The 19554-nt window shown below is 72.9% G+C and carries 16 protein-coding genes; 12 read left to right on the plus strand and 4 right to left on the minus strand.

The genetic code is table 11. From position 1 onward, the window contains the following. The first annotated feature begins 88 nt into the window (after positions 1 to 88). From MF672_RS21380 to MF672_RS21400, 5 genes are read left to right on the plus strand one after another with little or no spacing between them, the layout of a single operon-like run. Complete coding sequence (locus MF672_RS21380) at positions 89 to 1393, plus strand: ABC transporter substrate-binding protein (protein ID WP_242379305.1); 1305 nt, start codon at positions 89 to 91, stop codon at positions 1391 to 1393. A 59-nt stretch (positions 1394 to 1452) separates the two neighbouring features. Further along, positions 1453 to 2409, plus strand: a complete 957-nt coding sequence (locus tag MF672_RS21385; protein WP_242379303.1) for a carbohydrate ABC transporter permease — start codon at positions 1453 to 1455, stop codon at positions 2407 to 2409. After that, positions 2406 to 3242: a carbohydrate ABC transporter permease gene (locus tag MF672_RS21390; RefSeq protein WP_242379301.1), complete on the plus strand. Its 837-nt coding sequence runs from the start codon at positions 2406 to 2408 to the stop codon at positions 3240 to 3242. Before MF672_RS21385 ends, MF672_RS21390 begins: the two co-directional genes overlap by 4 nt. Positions 3243 to 3282: 40 nt before the next feature. Next, a complete protein-coding gene (locus tag MF672_RS21395) occupies positions 3283 to 3924 on the plus strand; it encodes a GntR family transcriptional regulator (RefSeq protein WP_242379299.1) in 642 nt (213 codons plus the stop codon). Beyond that, on the plus strand, positions 3921 to 4400 hold the full coding sequence (locus MF672_RS21400) for an OsmC family protein (protein WP_242379297.1): 480 nt from the start codon (positions 3921 to 3923) through the stop codon (positions 4398 to 4400). Before MF672_RS21395 ends, MF672_RS21400 begins: the two co-directional genes overlap by 4 nt. A gap of 18 nt (positions 4401 to 4418) precedes the next feature. Here the strand turns inward: MF672_RS21400 and MF672_RS21405 are convergent, their stop codons facing one another. After that, a complete protein-coding gene (locus MF672_RS21405) occupies positions 4419 to 4751 on the minus strand; it encodes a DUF3040 domain-containing protein (RefSeq protein WP_242379294.1) in 333 nt (110 codons plus the stop codon). Between the two features lie 134 nt (positions 4752 to 4885). Between MF672_RS21405 and MF672_RS21410 the strand changes: the two genes are divergently transcribed. The 5 genes from MF672_RS21410 to MF672_RS21425 all read left to right on the plus strand — a co-directional run bounded on the left by MF672_RS21410 (position 4886) and on the right by MF672_RS21425 (position 12923). Then, positions 4886 to 5926, plus strand: coding sequence for an Rv2578c family radical SAM protein (locus tag MF672_RS21410; protein ID WP_242379292.1), 1041 nt, complete (start codon positions 4886 to 4888; stop codon positions 5924 to 5926). A 161-nt stretch (positions 5927 to 6087) separates the two neighbouring features. After that, complete coding sequence (locus MF672_RS21415) at positions 6088 to 7965, plus strand: elongation factor G (protein ID WP_242379290.1); 1878 nt, start codon at positions 6088 to 6090, stop codon at positions 7963 to 7965. Between the two features lie 90 nt (positions 7966 to 8055). After that, a complete protein-coding gene (locus MF672_RS51450; RefSeq protein WP_302893243.1) occupies positions 8056 to 8178 on the plus strand; it encodes a hypothetical protein in 123 nt (40 codons plus the stop codon). An 84-nt stretch (positions 8179 to 8262) separates the two neighbouring features. Next, a complete protein-coding gene (locus MF672_RS21420; protein WP_242379287.1) occupies positions 8263 to 11406 on the plus strand; it encodes a S41 family peptidase in 3144 nt (1047 codons plus the stop codon). Between the two features lie 158 nt (positions 11407 to 11564). Then, positions 11565 to 12923, plus strand: coding sequence for a glycosyltransferase family 4 protein (locus tag MF672_RS21425; protein WP_242379285.1), 1359 nt, complete (start codon positions 11565 to 11567; stop codon positions 12921 to 12923). Here MF672_RS21425 and MF672_RS21430 read toward each other — a convergent pair. After that, positions 12904 to 13827, minus strand: a complete 924-nt coding sequence (locus MF672_RS21430) for a S1C family serine protease (RefSeq protein ID WP_242379283.1) — start codon at positions 13825 to 13827, stop codon at positions 12904 to 12906. The two genes, MF672_RS21425 and MF672_RS21430, sit on opposite strands and share 20 nt — an antisense overlap. A gap of 129 nt (positions 13828 to 13956) precedes the next feature. On the opposite strand from MF672_RS21430, the gene MF672_RS21435 reads away from it, so the two are divergent. Next, positions 13957 to 14565 (plus strand): ArsR/SmtB family transcription factor, encoded by a 609-nt coding sequence (locus MF672_RS21435; RefSeq protein ID WP_242379281.1) that lies wholly within the window; start codon positions 13957 to 13959, stop codon positions 14563 to 14565. Further along, the gene (locus MF672_RS21440) at positions 14562 to 15953 is read left to right on the plus strand and encodes an MFS transporter (RefSeq protein WP_242379279.1); all 1392 of its coding nucleotides are present in this window, start codon (positions 14562 to 14564) and stop codon (positions 15951 to 15953) included. Before MF672_RS21435 ends, MF672_RS21440 begins: the two co-directional genes overlap by 4 nt. Here the strand turns inward: MF672_RS21440 and MF672_RS21445 are convergent. Next, a complete protein-coding gene (locus MF672_RS21445; protein ID WP_242379276.1) occupies positions 15917 to 17509 on the minus strand; it encodes a hydantoinase B/oxoprolinase family protein in 1593 nt (530 codons plus the stop codon). The two genes, MF672_RS21440 and MF672_RS21445, sit on opposite strands and share 37 nt — an antisense overlap. Beyond that, on the minus strand, positions 17506 to 19554 hold the full coding sequence (locus MF672_RS21450; RefSeq protein WP_242379274.1) for a hydantoinase/oxoprolinase family protein: 2049 nt from the start codon (positions 19552 to 19554) through the stop codon (positions 17506 to 17508). The genes MF672_RS21445 and MF672_RS21450 overlap by 4 nt, the downstream gene beginning before the upstream one ends.

The raw sequence follows: 19554 nt of genomic DNA on the forward strand, positions 1-19554 counted from the left end.
ATCGTCAACACTTCGTCCCTTTTACCACTAAACGCGGCGTGCCACTGTTCACCGCAACCACGGTGCTTCCGATAGGAGATGGTGTGAGATGCGCAGACTCGCGCTGACCGGTCTGGCCCTCGCGATGACCACGGCCCTGACCGCCTGCGGTGGCAGCGGCACGACCACGGCGCCCGCCACGGCGGCGGCGGACCCGGCCAAGGTCTCCGGCGACATCACGGTCCTGACCAACCGCACCGACCTGGTGAACGACGGGACGATGAAGAAGTACGCCGCCGAGTTCGCCAAGGTCTACCCCGGCGTGCGGGTCACCTTCGAGGCGATCACCGACTACGAGGGCGAAGTCAAGATCCGCATGAACACCGACAACTACGGCGACGTGCTGCTCATCCCCAACGCGATCGCCAAGGGCGACTACCCGAAGTTCTTCGCCCCGCTCGGCCCCGCCGCCGAGCTGTCGCGCAAGTACCAGTTCACCGGCTCCGGCACGGTCGGCGACCAGGTCTACGGCATCGTCTCCTTCGCCGCCGCCAACGGCTTCGTCTACAACAAGGACCTGTGGACCAAGGCCGGCGTCACCGCGTGGCCGAAGACGCCGGAGGAGTTCCTCACCGGGCTCAAGGCCGTCAAGGACAGGACCGGCGCGATCCCGCTCTACACCAACTACAAGGACGGCTGGCCACTGACCAACTGGACCAACGCCAACGGCTCGGTCTCCTGCGACCCCAAGGCCGACCAGGCGCTCGTCACCGAGGACCCGTGGGCCGCCGGCAAGGACCTCAACGTCATCGACTCGCTGCTGTTCAACGCCGTGCACCAGCGGCTCACCGAGAAGGACCCGACCACGACGAACTGGGAGGACTCCAAGAAGTTCCTCGCCACCGGCAAGATCGGCGCCATGTGGCTCGGGTCGTGGGCGATCCCGCAGATGCGGGCCGCCGCCGCCACGGCCGGGCAGAGCCCGGACTCCATCGCCTTCATGCCCTTCCCCTCGCAGGCCGGCGGCTCGTTCTGCTCGGTGCTGAACCCCGACTACCAGTACGCCGTCAACAGCCACTCCACGAACAAGGCGGCGGCGCGGGCCTGGCTCGACTGGTTCGTCGACAGGTCCGGCTTCTCCGCCACCAACCAGGGCGTCTCCCCCGTCAGGTCCGACCCGCTGCCCTCGGCGCTCAAGCCGTACAGCGACGCCGGCGTCAAGCTCATCGAGCTGGACACCAGCCGGCGGGTCACGGTGGACAACATCGACAAGGAGTCCGAGGTGGGCCTGAAGTCCCCCGACTATCGGCAGAAGCTCATCGACGTGGCCCGCGGCGCCGCCAAGGGCGACCTGAGCGGCCTCCTCGCCGACCTGTCCGCCCGGTGGAAGGCCGGCCAGCAGGCCGCCGCCTGACCCTCCCCGCGCCCGGTGCCGGCGCGCCGGCACCGGGGTCCGACCAACGAAAGGCAGAGATGACACGGACCTCGTCATCCCTGAGACGCGGCGCCGCGGAGGGCGACCGGCCGCGGGACCCGGCCCGGCGCTCCCGGCGCAGGCCGCGCCGCCCCTGGAGCCAGAGCCTGACCCCCTGGCTGTTCCTGCTCGTGCCGCTGGCCCTGCTGGCGACCTTCTCCTACGTGCCGATCATCAACATGGTCGTCTACAGCTTCACCGACTGGGACGGCGTCAGCCCCGGCTACACCTTCACCGGCCTGGAGAACTACGCCGAGATCCTCACCCGTCCCGAGCTGTTCAAGGTCTTCGTCGCCAGCGCTTACTATCTGGGCGCCTCCGTCGTGCAGATCGTGCTGGCGCTGTACTTCGCCACCGTGCTCAGCTTCAGCACCCGCTTCCGCAACCTGTTCAAGGGCATCCTGTTCTTCCCCTACCTGATCAACGGGGTGGCCATCGGCTTCGTCTTCCTCTACTTCTTCCAGGAGGGCGGCACCTTCGACACCGTGCTGCGGCTGTTCGGGATCGGCGGCGAGCACCTGTGGCTGGGCGACCCCGACCTGGTCAACTTCTCGCTGGCCGGGGTGTCGGTGTGGCGCTACCTCGGGCTGAACTTCGTGCTGTTCCTCGGCGCCATCCAGTCGATCGCGCCCGAGCTGTACGAGGCCGCCGAGCTGGACGGGGCGAGCCGGTGGCAGCAGTTCCGCTTCGTGATCGCGCCCAGCCTGCGGCCGATCATCGGCCTGACCGCGATCCTGGCGATCTCCGGCTCCCTGTCGGTCTTCGAGATCCCGTACATCATGACCGGCGGGGCGGGCGCGAGCGAGACCTTCGTGATCCAGACCATCAAGCTGGCCTTCCGCTTCAACAAGACCGGGCTGGCCTCGGCCGCCGCGGTGGTGCTGCTCGTCATCATCCTGCTGGTGGCGTGGGCGCAGCGGCGGCTCGTACCGGAGGAGAGGGTGACCCCGTCATGACGGCCGTCCGTGCGCGGGTGGCGAGCGCGCTGAAGTACCTGTCCCTGATCGTGGCGAGCGTGGTCGTCCTGCTGCCGCTCGGCGTGATGCTGCTGACCTCGCTGAAGACCTCGGGCGAGCTGGCCACCGGCAGCGGGCCGCTGACGCCGCCGGACGACTGGCTCAACCTCGCCAACTACGTCACCGCCTTCGACAAGGGCCGGATGGCGCAGGCGGCGTTCAACACCTTCGTCATCCTGGTGGTGTCGATCGCCGGGACCGTCTTCGTCGGCTCGGCCGCCGCGTACGCGATCGACCGGTTCGCCTTCCGGCTGAAGAAGCTGGTCGTGGCGCTGTTCCTGTTCGCCACGCTGGTGCCGAGCATCACCACGCAGGTGACGACGTTCCAGGTGGTCGACCGGCTCGGGCTCTTCAACACCCGGCTGGCCCCGATCATGCTCTACCTCGGCACCGACATCGTCGCGATCTACATCTTCCTGCAGTTCATCCGGAGCATCCCGGTCTCGGTGGACGAGGCCGCCCGGCTGGACGGCGCCTCCTCGTTCGCGGTCTACTGGAGGATCATCCTGCCGCTGCTCAAGCCGGCGATCGCGACCGTCGTCATCGTCAAGGGCATCGCGGTCTACAACGACTTCTACATTCCCTTCCTCTACATGCCGGACCAGGACCTCGGCACCATCTCGACGTCGCTGTTCCGCTTCAAGGGGCCCTTCGGGGCGCACTGGGAGAACATCTCGGCGGGCGCCATCCTGGTGATCATCCCCACGCTCGTGGTCTTCCTGCTGCTGCAGCGCTTCATCTACAACGGCCTGACGCGGGGCGCGGCCAAGTAGCCGTTTGCATGCAATGTATGCAAACGGCTAGTCTCCCCGCATGCAGACCGATCTGGCGTGCAGCCGCCTGCGGGAGCTCATCCTCGACGGCGTGTACCCGCCGGGGTCGCGGCTCACCGAGACGGAGGTGGCCGCGACCCTCCACACCAGCCGCACCCCCGTCCGCGAGGCGCTGCGGGCGCTGGCCGCCGACGGCCTGGTCCGCCCCGCGGGCCGGGGCGTGGTCGTCGTGGCACTGGAGGAGGGCGACCTCGACGAGGCCTACCAGGTGCGGGCCGCGCTGGAGGCGCTGACCGCCGAGCTGGCCGCCGTCCGGCAGCGCGAGGGCCGCATCGCCCCCGCCGACCTGCGCGAGCTGCACGACGTCGCGGCGCGCACCGCGACGGCCACGGCCGAGGGCCGCCTGACCGACGCCGTGCCGCTCAACCGCCGCTTCCACCGCACGATCGCCGAGCTGGCCGCCAACGCGCTCGCGCTGCGCACGCTGGAGCGCGTCTGGGACCAGATCCAGGTCTCCACGCTGCGCTCGCTGGCGCCGCCCGCCCGGCACGCGCACGTCTCCGCCCAGCACGAGGATCTGCTGGCCGCGATCACCGGCGGCCGGCCCGAGGAGGCCGCCGCGATCGCCCGCGCCCACGTCCTGGACACCCGCGTCACCACGATGAAGGAAGGCCGCCCATGACCCGCCTGCACACCTATGCCACCGTCGTCACCTGGACCGGCGACCAGGGCTCCGGCACCAGCGGCTACCGCGACTACGCGCGCGCCCACGAGCTGTCGGCCGACGGCCCCGCCGAGGTCATCCTGGGCAGCTCAGACCCGGCCTTCCGCGGCGACCCGGCCCGCTGGAACCCGGAGCAGCTGCTGGTCGGCGCCCTGTCGCAGTGTCACATGTTGTCGTACCTGCACCGGTGCGCGGTCAGCGGCGTCGTCGTCACCGCGTACGTGGACCACGCCGCCGGGACGATGGCGGAGACGGCGGAGGGCGGCCATTTCACGGAGGTCGTGCTGCGGCCCGAGGTCACGGTGGCCGCGCCGGAGATGGCGGAGCGGGCCGCCGCGCTGCACGAGGAGGCGCACAAAGCCTGCTTCATCGCCTCGTCGGTGAACTTCCCCGTCCGTCACGAGCCGACCGTCCACGTCGGCCCGGCCCGCTGAGCACGGGGAACGCGGCCGTCAGGGCGCGGCGGCCGGCGCGGTCTCGGCGGCGAGCTCGGCGGCCGGCTCGCCGGGCACCGCGCCCAGCGCCACCCCGGCGGCCGGCTCGTTGTGCAGGACCATGATCAGCAGTGTGGCGACCAGCGTGGCGATGAGCAGCCAGCTGACCAGGATGATGACCGTCGAGCGGCGTGGCCGGCGCCAGGTGCCGGACTGCCCCTGCGACCTCGACTCGCTGCGACGGGCTCGCTCGTTGAACGATTCGAGCCGTGCGACGAGCCGTGGATCGTCCTCGACGAGGTGCTGCTCGATCTGGGCCAGCATCCGCTCCTCGTCCTGCGACCAGGCCATAGGTGCACCTCCGGAACGCAAGCTCTGTGGCCTCTTCCTGCCCAACCATGAAGATCATTAGCCACGGCCTGACCAGGTAATTGCACCCTCTTTTCGGTTTGCGATCAAGCTCGAACTTTTGTTCTAATCATGGGATGCGCTGGGACAATCTGCGCCTGACCCCCGCCGACGAGGCCGATCCGGCCGCTCCGCTGTTCGCCCGCGGAGCGGTCACGCGCACCTTCGACACCCCCGAGTTCCAGGGCATGACCTTCTACGAGATCCAGGCCCGCTCCATCGTCAACCGCGTGCCCGCCGCCAGCCGCGTGCCGTTCGAGTACACGATCAACCCCTATCGCGGCTGCAGCCACCGGTGCGTTTACTGTTTTGCCCGAAAAACGCATGAATATCTAGATTTGGATGCCGGAGCGGACTTCGACTCCAAGATCGTGGTCAAGGTCAACGCCGCCGAGCTGGCCCGCAAGGAGCTGTCCTCGCCCCGCTGGGGCGGCCACCCCGTCGCCATGGGCACCAACGTCGACTGCTACCAGCGCGCCGAAGGGCGCTACCGGCTGATGCCCGGCATCCTGACCGCGCTCCGCGAGGCCGCCAACCCGTTCTCGATCCTCACCAAGGGCACGCTCATCCTGCGCGACCTCGACCTGCTCGCCGAGGCCGCCGAGGTGACCGAGGTCGGCGCCGACGTCTCGGTCGGCTTCGTCGACGCGGAGCTGTGGCGGGCGGTCGAGGCGGGCACCCCCAACCCGCGCCGCCGCCTGGAGGTGTGCCGCACGCTCAACGAGCACGGCGTCCCGTGCGGCGTGCTGATGGCGCCGATCCTCCCCTACCTCACCGACTCCCCCGCGCAGCTCGAACGCACGGTCAAGGAGATCGCCGACGCGGGCGCCACGCATCTCGCGCCCATCGTGCTGCACCTGCGCCCCGGCGCCCGCGAGTGGTGGCTGCGGTGGCTGTCGCGCGAGCACCCGCGCCTGGTGCCGCGCTACCTGGAGCTGTACGGCCGCGGCGCCTACGCGCCCAAGGCGTACCAGGCGCGCGTCACCGCCCAGGTCAGAGAGCTGGCCGAGCGCTTCGGCGTGGGCCGCGACGCCCCGGCCGGGCCCCGCCGCCGGCCGCCCCGCCCGGCTCCCGTCCCGCCCGCTCCCCCGCCTCCGGAACAGCTCCGCCTGCTGTGACCCGCGCGCCCCGGGCGCGGTAAATCGCTGGCCCGGGCGCCGCCCGCCCTGGCAGGATGGCCGGGTCCCGTCCGCCTGCGATCAGGAGCATACGATGCGAGGCCTCCTCGGAATCTCCCAGCGCCCCATCGGCACGAGAGTTCTCGAGGGCTCCTTCACGCATGCACATCCGCAAGATCCTCAACATCGGCGTCCTCGCGCACGTGGACGCGGGCAAGACCAGCCTCACTGAGCGCCTGCTGTTCGAGACCGGCGTGCTCGACCGGCCCGGCAGCGTCGACGAGGGCAGCACCCAGACCGACACCGGCGCGATCGAACGCCGCCGCGGCATCACCATCCGCACCGCCGTGGCCTCCTTCACGCTGGGCGACCTCCAGGTCAACCTGGTGGACACGCCGGGCCACGCCGACTTCGTGGCCGAGGTGGAGCGGGCGCTCGGCGTGCTCGACGGCGCCGTGCTGGTGGTGTCGGCCGTCGAGGGCGTCCAACCGCACACCCGGGTCCTCATGCGGACCCTGCGCAAGCTGCGGCTGCCCACCCTGATCTTCGTCAACAAGATCGACCGCGCGGGCGCGCGCGAGGCCGAGCTGCTGGCCGACCTGCGGCGGCGGCTGTCGCCGCAGTGCGTCCCGCTCAACACCGTCCACGGCGCCGGCGGCCGGGGGGCGGTCACCCGTCCCCTGCCGGCGGAGGCGGCCGGCGAGGCGGCCGAGGTGCTGGCCGAGCACGACGACGGGCTGCTCGAACTGCTCGTCGAGGGCGGGCGGCCGGACGCCCGGCGGGTGCGCGCGGCGCTGGCCCGGCAGTGCGCGGCGGGCCTGGCCCACCCGGTGCTGTACGGGTCGGCGATCACCGGCCAGGGCGTGCCCGACCTCCTGGACGCGATCGCCGGCCTGCTGCCCGCCGTCACCAGGCCCGCGGACGAGGGCCGGACCGGGGAGCCGGTGCGGGCCGGCGTGTTCGCCGTCGAGCGCTCCCCGTCCGGCGAGAAGACCGCCTACCTGCGGGTCCGCGCGGGCGTGCTGCGCACGCGCCGCCGGCTCTCCTTCCACCGCGCCGACGGCTCGGCCTACGAGGCCCGCCTGACCGCGCTGTCGGTGGCGGGGGACCCGCGCCGGGGGCACGGGCTGGCCGGCGACGTCGTCAGGGCGCGGGGCGTCCCGGAGATCCGGGTCGGCGACCACGTGGGCGCGCCGCCGCCCGGCGGGTCGCACTTCACGCCGCCCAGCCTGGAGACGGTGGCGCGCCCGCGCGTCCCCGGCGAGGAGGCGCGCCTGCACGCGGCGCTGCTGGCCCTGGCCGAGCAGGACCCGCTGATCGGCACCCGCACCCTGGCCGGCGGCGAGACGTCGGTCCTGCTGTACGGCGAGGTCCAGAAGGAGGTGATCGCCGAGACGCTGGCCGTCGAGTACGGCGTCGAGGCGGAGTTCGAGCCGAGCCGCCCGATCCTGTTCGAGCGCCCGTCGGGCACCGGCGAGGCGCTGGCGGAGATCCAGCGGCACGGCCCCAACGACTTCATGGCCACGGTCGGCCTGCGCGTCGAGCCGGCCCCGCACGGCTCGGGCGTCGGCTACCGGCTGGAGGTGGATCTCGGCTCGCTGCCGCACGCCTTCCACCGGGCGATCGAGGAGAGCGTGCGCCTGGCGCTGGCGGCGGGCCCGCGCGGCCGGCCGGTCACCGACGTCGTGGTGACGCTGACCCGCGCCGGCTACAGCTCGCCGGTCACGGTCGCGGCCGACTTCCGGGGGCGGGTGCCGCTCGTGCTCATGGAGGCGCTGCGCCGGGCGGGCACGACGGTGTACGAGCCGTGCCACCGTTTCGAGGCGGAGGTGCCGCTGGAGACGTTCGGGCCGGTCACGGCCGCGCTGGCGGCGCACGGCGGCGAGCTGGACGGGGCGCTGCGGCGGGCCGGGGCGTGGGTGCTGACCGGCGAGATCCCGGCGGCGGCGGTGCACCTGTTCGTGCGGCGGCTGCCGGGGCTGTCGCACGGTGAGGGCGTGTGGTGGTCGGAGCCGTCCGGCGACCGTCCCACCCGATAAGCGGCATGTCGGGTTTCGTGCCGTAATGGGTACTAACGAGCTTGGTGCACGAATCGTGCGTGCACCATGTCCGTACAGGGGGGAATTCCAATGGCAGACACGAAGAAGAAACCCGCCGCGAAGTCGGGCAAGTCGAAGAAGCAGTCGATCAAGACGAACCGGCAGGCCAAGGAGACCAAGAAGGAAACCAGGAAGGGCTCCGACGAGAGCTGATCTATGGTGACATGATCAGACAGCCGGGGGCCGGGCTCCCGGCTGTCGCATCGCCCGTGGAGCCGCGACCCTGGAGCTGCTGTCATGTCGGCCTATCTGCGCTTTCCCTCCGTCTTCCAGGACGTCGTGGTCTTCGCCGCCGAGGACGACCTGTGGATGGTCTCGGCCCAGGGCGGCCGGGCCTTCCGCCTGACCGCGGGACTGGCCGAGGCGGGCTACCCGCGCATCTCCCCACGCGGCGACCAGCTCGCCTTCGTCGGCCGCGAGGAGGGCCCGGAAGAGGTCTACGTCATGCCGGCCGGCGGCGGCGCGGCCCGCCGGGTCACCTTCCACGGCGCGCGCTGCACGGTGACCGGCTGGGACCCCGAAGGCCGCATCCTGTACGCCAGCGACCAGTCCCAGCCGTTCGAGGGCCGCAAGTGGCTGCACCGGGTGGCGCCCGGCGGGGTGCCGGAGCGGCTGCCGTACGGGCCGGCGAACTCGATCGCGCACGGCCCCGGCGGCATGATCGTGCTCGGCCGCAACACCGCCGACCCGGCCCGCTGGAAGCGCTACCGCGGCGGCACGGTCGGCGACCTGTGGATCGACCCGGACGGCGCGGGCGAGTTCCGGCGGCTGATCCGGCTGCCGGGCAACCTCGCCTCGCCCTGCTGGAGCGGCGAGCGGGTGTGCTTCATCAGCGACCACGAGGGTGTCGGCAACGTCTACTCGTGCCTGCCGGACGGGCACGACCTGCGCAAGCACACCCACCACGACGACTACTACGCCCGCAACCTGTCCGGCGACGGGCACCGGTTGGTCTACCACGCGGGCGCGGAGCTGTACCTGCTGGAGCCCGGCGAGCGGCCGCGCCGCCTGGAGGTGACGCTGGCCAGCTCGCGCACGCAGCGCAACCGCCGCTTCGTCGAGGCCGCCGACTACCTGGAGAGCGCCACGCTCAGCCCGGACGGCAGCGCGCTGGCGGTGACCGCGCGCGGCAAGGCGTACGCGATGGCCGACTGGGAGGGCCCGGTGCGCCAGCACGGCGCGCCGGACGGCGTCCGCTACCGCTTCCTGACCTGGCTCAACGACGGCGTGCGGCTGATCGCGGCGGCCAGCGACGACGCCGACGAGGAACGCCTGGTCGTCCTGGAGAGCCGCGCCGGCGGCCCCGGCACCGAGGTGGCCCGGCTGGGCCGCGTCACCGACCTGGTGCCCGACCCGGCGCACGACCGCGTGGCCGTCGTCAACCACCGGCACGAGCTGCACCTGCTCGACCTCGCCACCGGCCGCTGCGACCTGGTGGAGGCCAACCCGCACGCCTCGCCCGAGGACCCGGCCTGGTCGGCCGACGGCACCTGGCTGGCCTACGCCGCCCCGCTCAACGCCCAGACCACCGCGATCAAGCTGCACCACCCGGAGAGCGGGCGGACCGTGCAGGCGACCGAGCCGGTGCTGATCGACTCGATGCCGGCCTTCGACCCGGAGGGCCGCTACCTGTACTTCATCGGCCAGCGCGCCTTCTCCCCCGTCTACGACCAGCTCCAGTTCGACCTGGGCTTCCCGCTGGGCACCCGCCCGTACGCGATCGCGCTGCGCGCCGACGTGCCGGACCCGTTCGTCCCGAGACAGCGCCCCCTGCACGACAAGGACGACGACGATGACGATGACGACGACGAGGAAGAAGAGGAGGAGCGCGAGCCGGAGCCGCTGCGCGTGGACGTGGACGGCCTGACCCGCCGCGTCACCGCCTTCCCCCTGCCGGAGGGCCGCTACGAGCGGGTGGCCGGGCTGAAGGGCAAGGCGCTGATCCTCACCAGCCCCCTGGAGGGCGACAACACCCTGCACCTGTACGACTTCGCCAAGAACGACAACGAGACCTTCGCCGACGGCGTCACCGACTTCGAGCTGGGCCGCGACCACAGGACGCTGCTGTACCGGGCCGGCTCGCGGCTGCGCGTGGTCAAGGCCGGCGAGGTGCCGGGCGGCGACGACGACCGGCCGGGACGCGAGAGCGGCTGGATCGACCTGTCGCGGATCAAGGTGTCGGTGTGCCCGGAGGCGGAGTGGCGGCAGATGTTCCGCGAGGCGTGGCGGCTGCAGCGGGAGAACTTCTGGACCGAGGACATGGCGGGCGTGGACTGGCCGGCCGTCTACGAGCGCTACCAGCCGCTGGTGGACCGGGTGAGCACCCGGGGCGAGTTCTCCGACCTGCTGTGGGAGCTGCACGGCGAGCTGGCCACCAGCCACGCCTACGAGAGCGGCGGCGAGTACCGTCCCGGCCCCGACTACACGCAGGGCAAGCTGGGCGTGGACTGGGACTACCGGGACGGCGTCTACCTCATCCGGTCGATCGTGACCGGCGACCCGTGGGACCCGAAGGCCACCTCGCCGCTCAACCGCCTCGGCCTGGACGTGCGCCCCGGCGACGCGGTGCTGGCCATCAACGGCGCGCCCATCGGCGAGGGCGTCGCCACCCCGAACGAGCGCCTGGTCAACCAGGCCGGCGAGGAGGTCGAGCTGACCCTGCGCCGCGACGGGGAGGTGTTCGCGGTCACCGTGCGGGCGCTGGCCGACGACCAGCCGGCCCGCTACCGCGACTGGGTCAACCTCAACCGCGCCCAGTGCCACCAGCGGTCGGGTGGGCGGGTCGGCTACGTGCACGTCCCGGACATGGGGCCGGACGGGTTCGGCGAGTTCCACCGGGGGTTCCTGGCCGAGTACGACCGCCACGCGCTCATCGTGGACGTGCGCTTCAACGGCGGCGGCCACGTCTCGGCGCTGCTGCTGGAGAAGCTGGCCCGGCGGCGGCTCGGCTACGACTACCCGCGGTGGGGGGCGGCGGAGCCGTACCCGCCGGAGTCGCCGCGCGGGCCGCTGGTCGCGATCACCAACGAGTGGGCGGGCTCCGACGGCGACATCTTCAGCCACACCTTCAAGGTGCTGAAGCTCGGCCCGCTGGTGGGCCGGCGCACCTGGGGCGGCGTCATCGGGATCTGGCCGCGCCACCAGCTCGCCGACGGCACGGTGACGACGCAGCCGGAGTTCTCCTTCGCCTTCGACGACGTCGGCTGGCAGGTGGAGAACTACGGCACCGACCCGGACATCGAGGTCGACATCACCCCGCAGGACTACGCGCGCGGCGTGGACACGCAGCTCGAACGGGCCATCGACGTGGCGCTGGAGCTGCTGGCCGAGCGTCCCCCGCACACGCCCGATCCGCGGCATCGGCCGCGAATGCAACCTTAGTCACCTTCACGGCGTCTAAAGATCATAGGTGGGGAAAGCACACCGGGGATGAACAGTGCCCCTCGCCGACGTGATCGCCGGCCGGCGGCAGGGGCTCGACCTTGTGGTCGGTCATGTGTGTTTGTTGACTGTTTTCGTCCTTAAGGGGGACCTGTCAGGTGCGCGCACTCGCACGCAAGGGCAAGTCGGCCGCGCGGCGGCTCTACCGGGGATACAACCGGCGTAAGGCACGCAACGCGCCGCCACCCTCGATCCAGCGGGTCCGCATCCTGCTGCTGCACGCCTACGGCATGGGCGGCACGATCAGAACCGTGTTCAACCTCGCGAGCTACCTCGCCGAGGAGCACGACGTGGAGATCGTGAGCATTCTCAAGGAGGCCGAGGAGCCGTTCTTCCCCGTCGACCCGCGGGTGCGCTTCCGCTTCCTCGACGACCGGGTCCGGCCGAGCCGTGACCCGTTGCGGGCGATGTTGTCCAAGATGCCGAGCCGGCTGATCCCTCAGGAGGAGACGGCCTACCACCGCTTCAACCTGTGGACCGACCTGCAGCTCGCCCGCTACATCCGGTCCCTCGACACCGGCGTGCTCATGGCCACCCGGCCGGGGCTCAACCTGGCGATGGCGCAGTTAGCGCCGCCCGGCGTCATCACGATCGGGCAGGAGCACGTGGCGCTGCGCACGCAGGCCGAGCCGATGCAGAACCTGATCAAGTGGCGCTACCGCCGCCTCGACGCCCTCGTCACGCTCACCAAGGCCGACCTGCGCGACTACCGCGAGACGCTGCCGAAGAAGCCGCGCAAGCTGGCCCGCATCCCGAACGCGGTGCCGCCCATGTCGGGCGGCCAGGCCAAGCTGGACGCCAAGGTCGCCATCGCGGTCGGCCGCCTCACCCGGATCAAGGGCTTCCACCGGCTGATCACCGCCTGGGAGACCGTCGCCGCCGCCCACCCCGACTGGAAGCTGCGCATCTTCGGCGCCGGGCCGCAGGAGGCCAACCTGCGCCAGCAGATCGCCGAGGCGGGGCTGGAGGACAAGGTCGAGCTTCCGGGGCCGACCAGCGACGTCGGGGCCGAGCTGGAGAAGGCGTCCGTCTACGTGATGAGCTCGCGCCACGAGGGCTTCCCCATGACGATCCTGGAGGCCATGGCCAAGGGGCTGGCGATCGTCAGCTTCAACAGCCCGCACGGCCCCAAGGAGATGATCACGCACGAGGTCGACGGGCTGCTGGTCAAGCCGCGCACCAACGCCAACCTGGCGGCCGGCATCCTCCGCGTCATCGAGGACGAGCCGCTGCGCCGCAGCCTGGCCGAGCACGCGGTGGAGACCGCGGCCACGTACGACGTGGACGCCGTCGGCCGGCAGTGGGACGCGCTGCTGGCCGAGCTGCTGGCCCGCCGCGACGGCAGCTACGTGCGCCCGCAGCCGGCCGGCGCCTCCCCCGGCACCGCTCCGGACGCCGACGCCGACGCCCCCGCCACCGAGCAGGCCGGGGCGCAGGTCATACCCCTGAACCCGTGAGCTCCACCGGCTCGGCGATGACGTCCACGAGGGCGCCGTTGCGGTAGACGGTGATCGGCAGCGGCCGGCCGATGGCGTCGGCGAACATGAGCCGCTGCAGGCTCTGCGCGTCCCCCACCGGGCTGCGGCCCGCGCTCAGCACCAGATCGCCCGAGCGCAGCCCGGCCCGGTGCGCGGGCGAGCCCGGCACCACCTCGACCACGCGCAGCGCGCCGCTCTGCCCGGTGCGCTGCCGTAGCTGCTCGGGCAGGGGGGCGGGCGAGGTGACCAGCCCCAGGAACGCGCGCCGCACCCGCCCGTCCCTGATGAGCGCGGCGATGATCGAGCGGGTCGTGCTGTTGACCGGCACGGCCAGCCCCACCCCGATCCCGGCCACGGCCGTGTTGATGCCGACCACCCGGGCCCGGGAGTCGGCCAGCGCCCCGCCCGAGTTGCCGGGGTTGAGCGCCGCGTCGGTCTGGATGACGTCCTCGATCAGGCGCATGTTGGCGCCGCTGCGCGCCGGCAGCGACCGGCCGAGCCCGGACACCACCCCGGCCGTCACCGAACCGGCGAGCCCGAGCGGCGTGCCGAGCGCCACCACGAGCTGCCCGACGACCAGCTCGTCGCTGTCGCCGAGCGTGGCGGGCTCGGGCGTGGCCGTCTGCGCCCTGATCACCGCGAGGTCGGACAGGGGGTCGCGGCCGACGACCACGAAGTCGCCCGAGGTGCCGTCGGCGAAGGCGACCGTCCCGGCCCTGGAGGTGCCGACGACGTGCGCGTTGGTCAGCAGGAACCCGTCGGCGGTGAACACCACCGCGGACCCGCTGCCCTGACCGGCCCGCACGCTGGCCACTTTAGGCAGCAGCTCGGCCGCCACGGAGGAGACGACGCGCGAGTAGGCGTCGAGGGGATCTTCCGCCATACGTGCACTCCTTTGCTTACACGATTACACGGTAACTCCGTGACGGGCTTCCCGATACGCCGCAAAACCGCCAACAGTTCTTCGCGAACGACTCTTTGCGAAGAACTGTTGGCGGTCTAGCGTGAGGGCATGAGCGATCCACGGGAGAGCGGCGTCGTCGTCCTCGACGCCAAGGGGTTGCGGGCCCTCGCCCACCCCGTCCGCGTCCAGCTCGTCGACCTGCTGCGCAGGCACGGTCCCTCGACCGCCACCCGCCTCGCCGAACGCCTCGGCGTCAACTCCGGCACCGCCAGCTACCACCTGCGGCGGCTCGGCGCGGCCGGTCTCGTCGAGGAGGACACCGAGCGCGGCAACGCGCGCGAACGCTGGTGGCGCTCGGTCCACCAGGTCACCCGGCTCAACGACGAAGGGCTGAGCGACCGCGAGCCGGAGGCCGTGCACACCTACATGCAGTCGATCGCGGCCCTGTACAACCTGCGTACGCAGCAAGCGCTCAACGAGTTGCAGACCATGCCGCACGCCTGGCGGCGGGTGTTCGACCTCAGCTCCTTCGCGCTGCGCCTGACCACCGAGGAGGGGCGGCGGCTGCGCGCGGAGCTGGGCGAGGTGATCGCACGCTACCGGCGCGACGACGAGCCCGCCCCGCCGGACGCCGAGCGGGTCGTGCTGATCACGGAGCTCCTGCCGGAGCCCGCCGGCGGCCCCCCTGGCTCCGGCGGCCCCGGGGAGGACGAGTGAGCGCGCCGTTACCGCGGCCCCTCGCCGGGGTACTGGCGGCCGTCGCGGTGTCGCTCACCGGGACCCGGGTCTCGGCCGTCGCGCTGCCCTGGTTCGTGCTGGAGACCACGGGCAGCCCGGTGCTGACGGGCGTCGTGGCGTTCGCCGAGATGGGGCCGTACGTGCTGGTCAAGCTCGTGGCCGGGCCGCTGCTGGACCGGATCGGACCACGGCGCGTGTCGTGGGCGGGCGACGTGGTGAGCGCCGGCGCGGCCGGGGCGATCGCGCTGCTGCACCCGCTGTCGCTCCTGCCGCTCGGCGTGCTGGCCGCGCTCGTCGCGGTGATCGGGGCGGCGCGCGGGCCCGGCGACCTGGCCAAGGAGATCATGGTGCCGGAGGCGGCCGAGCGCGGGCGGATGCCGCTGGAGCGGGCGACCGGGCTGATGGGCGCGGTGGAGCGGCTGGCCCAGCTCGCCGGTCCGGTGACGGGCGGCGCGCTGGTGGCGGCGCTCGGCGCGACAGCCGGGCTCGCGGTCAGCGCGGCCTGCTTCGGCCTGGGGTCGGTGGTGGTGGCCTGGGCGCTGCCACGCGGCATGGGCCGCCGCGCCACGGACGACCCCGCCGCGGCCGGCTCCACGGGCGGCTCCACGGGCGGCTCCACGGGCGGCTCCACGGGCGGCTCCGCTGCTGAGGGCGGGTACTGGCGGCGGTTCGGGCAGGGATGGGCGTTCCTGCGGGGGCAGCCGCTGCTGCTCGTCGTGATCGCCATGGTCGCGGTGACGAATCTGCTGGACGCCGGCTTCGCCCAGGTGCTCGGCCCGGTCTGGGCCCAGCGGTCCGGCAACGGGGCCGCCGCCTGGGGGCTGAGCCGGAGCATCATGGGGCTGACCGCGCTCGGGGGCGGGCTGCTCGCGGCGGCGCTGGCGCACCGGCTGCCGCGGCGGCCGGTGCTCTTCGCCGCGTTCCTGGTGGCCGGGCCGCCGCAGTACCTGATCCTGGCGGTCCCGGACGTGCCGCTGGGTGCGGTGCTGGCGGTGTTCGCCGTGGGCGGGTTCTGCGGCGGGTTCCTCAACCCGATCCTCGGGGCGATCACGTACGAGCGGGTGCCGCGCGGCCTGCTGGGCCGGGTGGGCGCGATGCAGACGTCGCTGGCCTTCGCCGGCATCCCCGTGGCCGGGGTGCTGGCGGGCGCGGCGGTCGCGGCCGCCGGTCCGGCCCCCGTCCTGGTGGCCTGCGGCGTGGTCTACGGGCTCACGACCACGCTGGCGGGGCTGCACCCGGCGGCCCGCGACATGGACCGGCTACGCGGCCGGGGCCCCGCCCCCGAGGCCCCGGCCGCCGTCGGTCCCCCTCCGGGAAGCGCGGGGCGCCGTCAGACCGGCGGCGGGGAGGCCGGCGGGGGGCCGTAGCCGCCGCCTCCGCCGGACTCGCAGCGGAGCACGTCCCCGGCCGTGACCGGCAGGGCGTTGACCTTGAGCATCCGCCGCTCCCCCGCCCGCCCCGGGTTGAGCGTGACGCGCGGCGGGGCGCCGGGCCCGCCGCCCGCCAGCCCCCACGCGGGCGTCACCGACCGCTCGAACCACAGCGACAGCGCGGCGTCGCCGCAGAACTCGTACTCGCGCACCACGCCGTCGCCGCCCCGCCACCGCCCGGCCCCGCCGGTGCCCTCCCGCACCTCGTAGCGGGTGACGCGGACGGGGAACAACGTCTCCAGCACCTCGATCGGCATGTCCCGCAGCGCCCCGTTGACGTTGTTGATCAGCGCGGTCTCGCCGTCGCCGCCCTCCCAGGCGCCCCAGCCGCCGACGGTCGCCTCCTGGGAGACGTACAGCTTGCCGGTGCGCGGGTCGACGCCGGTGAACTGCACGATCATCGAGTCGCCGTACGAGGCCGCGGCCGCCTTGCCGGGCAGCGCCGGGGCGAGGGCCTTGACCACCAGGTCGATGAGCAGCCCGAGGTGCGAGTAGTAGTACTGGCAGGCGGCCGGCGACTCGGCGGCCAGCATCGAGCCGGGGCGCGTGGTGACCGTCAGCGGCCGGAACGAGCCGCCGTTCAGCGGCACCTCGCCGGAGACCAGCAGCTTGTAGCCGACCCGGACGGCGGCCACGGCCTGGGCCGCGCCGCAGTTGACGGGGCCGAGCGCCTGGTCGGCGCAGTCGGTCAGGTCCACGTGCATCGACTCGCCCGCCACGGTGACCCGCACCGTGACCGGCAGCGGCGTGTCCAGGTCGATGCCGTCGTTGTCGAGGAAGCCGGACGCCTCGTACACGCCGTCGGGGATGGCCGCGACGGCGGCGCGCTCCATGCGCTCGGTCTGGTCGAAGATCGCGTCGCGGGCGGCCAGCACGGTCGCCGGGCCCCACCGCTCCATGATCTCCGTCAGCCGCCGCTGCCCGGTCATCGCGCAGCTCACCTGGGCGCGCAGGTCGCCGAGGGTGGCGTGCGGGAAGCGCACGTTGCGGGCGACCAGGTCGTGCAGGTCGCGGCAGGGCCGCCCGCCCGCGTACGCCCGGACCGGGCCCATCCGCAGGCCCTCCTGGAAGATCGAGGTGGAGTCCATCGAGCCGCCGGGGTCCTTGGAGCCGACGTCCAGCCAGTGCGCCCGGGAGGCCGCGAACCCGGCGAGCGCGCCGTCCACGAAGATCGGGCCGTAGACGGTGACGTCGTTGAGGTGGGTGCCGCCGATGTAGGAGTCGTTGAGCACCCACACGTCGCCCTCCTCCCACACCCCCGGGCCGTGCAGGCGCTCGGTCTCGCGGGTGCACACCTCCAGGTTGCCGAGGAAGATCGGCAGGCCGGACGACTGGCCGAGCACGTTGTGGTCGCGGTCGAGCAGCGCGACCGCGCAGTCCTTGGCCTCGTAGATGACGGGGGTGTAGGAGCTGCGGATGAGGGTGGTGTTCATGTCCTCGGCGGCCTGGAGCAGGGCGCAGCGGATGATCTCGGTGGTGACGGGGTCGATCATCGGGACTCCACCTTCACGATGAGGAAGCCGCCGGCGCCCACGGTGGCCAGGCAGCCGGGCGGGACGACGGTGGTCGCGGTCTCCTCGACGATGACGGCGGGCCCGGCGAGGGCCCCGTCGAGGGAGGAGCGGCGCAGCACCGGCGTGGGGTGCGCGACGCCGTCGAAGATCACGTCCCGGACGACCGGGGCCGCCTGCTCCGGCTCGGGCGGCGGGGCGGGCGCGGCGGCGCGCGGGAACGAGCCGAGCCCGGTGCTGCGCAGCATCACGACCTCCACCGGCGCCTCCGGGGTGGCGTGCCCGTAGCGGGCGGTGTGCGCGTCCGCGTAGCGGGCGGCGAGCGCGGTGAGGAAGCCGGGCTCGGCGGGCTCGGCGGCGTCGCGCAGCGGGACGGTGAGCGTGTAGTCCTGGCCCTCGTAGCGCAGGTCCGCGGCGTGCTCGACGCGCCGCCGCTCCTCGGGGACGCCCTGCGCGGCCAGCGCCGCCAGCGCCTCCCGCTCCAACATCACGAGATTTCCGGACATGTCGGCGCCGTCGAGCGTGTCCTGCGGCCGGAAGTACGGCTGCGTCAGGTCCCGCCGCACGTCCGCCTCCAGCATCCCCCACGCCGAGAACGCCCCGGGGAAGCGCGGCACCACCACCTCCGGGATCCCCAGCTCCCTGGCGATGAACGCGGCGTGCATCGCCCCCGCCCCGCCGAAGGCCACCAGCGCGAACTCCCGCGGCTCGATCCCGTGGTCCACGGTCAGCGTGCGGATCGCCTGCGCCATCTTGGCGTTGGCCACGTCGCACACGCCCTCGGCCAGCCGCAGCGGGTCCATGCCCAGCTCGGCGGCGAGCGCGCCGATCGCCCGGTGGGCCGCGGCCATGTCCAGGGTCATCAGCCCACCGGCGAACCAGGCCGGGTCCACCCGCCCGAGCACCACGTTCGCGTCGGTCACGGTGGCGCGCGCGCCGCCCCTGCCGTAGCAGGCCGGGCCGGGCACCGCGCCCGCCGACTCGGGGCCGACCCGCAGCGCGCCCGCCTCGGCGTAGGCGATGGAGCCGCCGCCCGCGCCGATCGTGTGCAGGTTGACGACCGGCATGAGCACCGGGTGGCCCTCGATGCGGGCCTCCGCGCTGACGTCGGGCCGCCCGCCGACCACGAGCGAGACGTCGAACGACGTCCCGCCCATGTCCACGCAGATCACGTTGTCCCGGCTCGGGCCGCCCGCGCGGGACAGGAGCCGGGCCGCGGCGACGCCGCCCATCGTGCCGCCCACCGGCCCGGACAGCAGCGTCTGCAGCGGCCGGCGCATCGCGTGCGCGGCGTTGACCAGCCCGCCGGAGGACTGCATCACGTGCACCGGCACCGTGAGCCCCCGCTCGGCGAAGCGCCGCCCGATCCTGGCCAGGTAGCGCCGCACGACCGGCCCGGTGTACGCCTCCAGCACCGCCGAGGAGGTCCGCTCGTACTCCCGCCACTCCCGCGCCACCTCGTGGGAGAGCACCACGAGCACGTCCTCGCCCAGCTCCGCCCGCAGGATCTCGCCGGCCCGCAGCTCGTGGACGGGGTCGGCGTAGGAGAACAGCAGGCACACCGCCACCGCGTCGAAGCCCTCCTCGCGGGCGCGGCGCGCGGCCCGGCGCACCGCCTCCTCTTCAAGGGGGACGAGCTCGCGGCCCCGGTGGTCGAGCCGGCCGCCGGCCTCCATGACGTCCCCGGGCGGCACGAGCGGCGCGGGCTTGCGGTAGCGCAGGTCGAACATGCGGTCCCGGTTGCCGCGGGCGATCCGGTACACGTCCCCGGCGCCCGCGCCGGCCAGCAGCAGCACCCGGCCGCCCTTGCGCTCCAGCAGGGCGTTGAGGCCCTGCGTGGTGCCGTGCACGAAGAACGAGATGGCCCCGGGGTCCTCCACGACCCGGCCGAGCGCGGCGAAGACGCCCTCGGTGAGGTCCTCCGGCGTGGTGGGCGCCTTCGAGGCGGTGACCGCCCCGGTCCGCTCGTCGTAGCAGACGACGTCGGTGAAGGTGCCGCCGATGTCCATGGCGACGCGATAACTCAT

It is taken from the genome of Actinomadura luzonensis, from assembly GCF_022664455.2.
GTDB lineage: Bacteria > Actinomycetota > Actinomycetes > Streptosporangiales > Streptosporangiaceae > Nonomuraea > Nonomuraea luzonensis.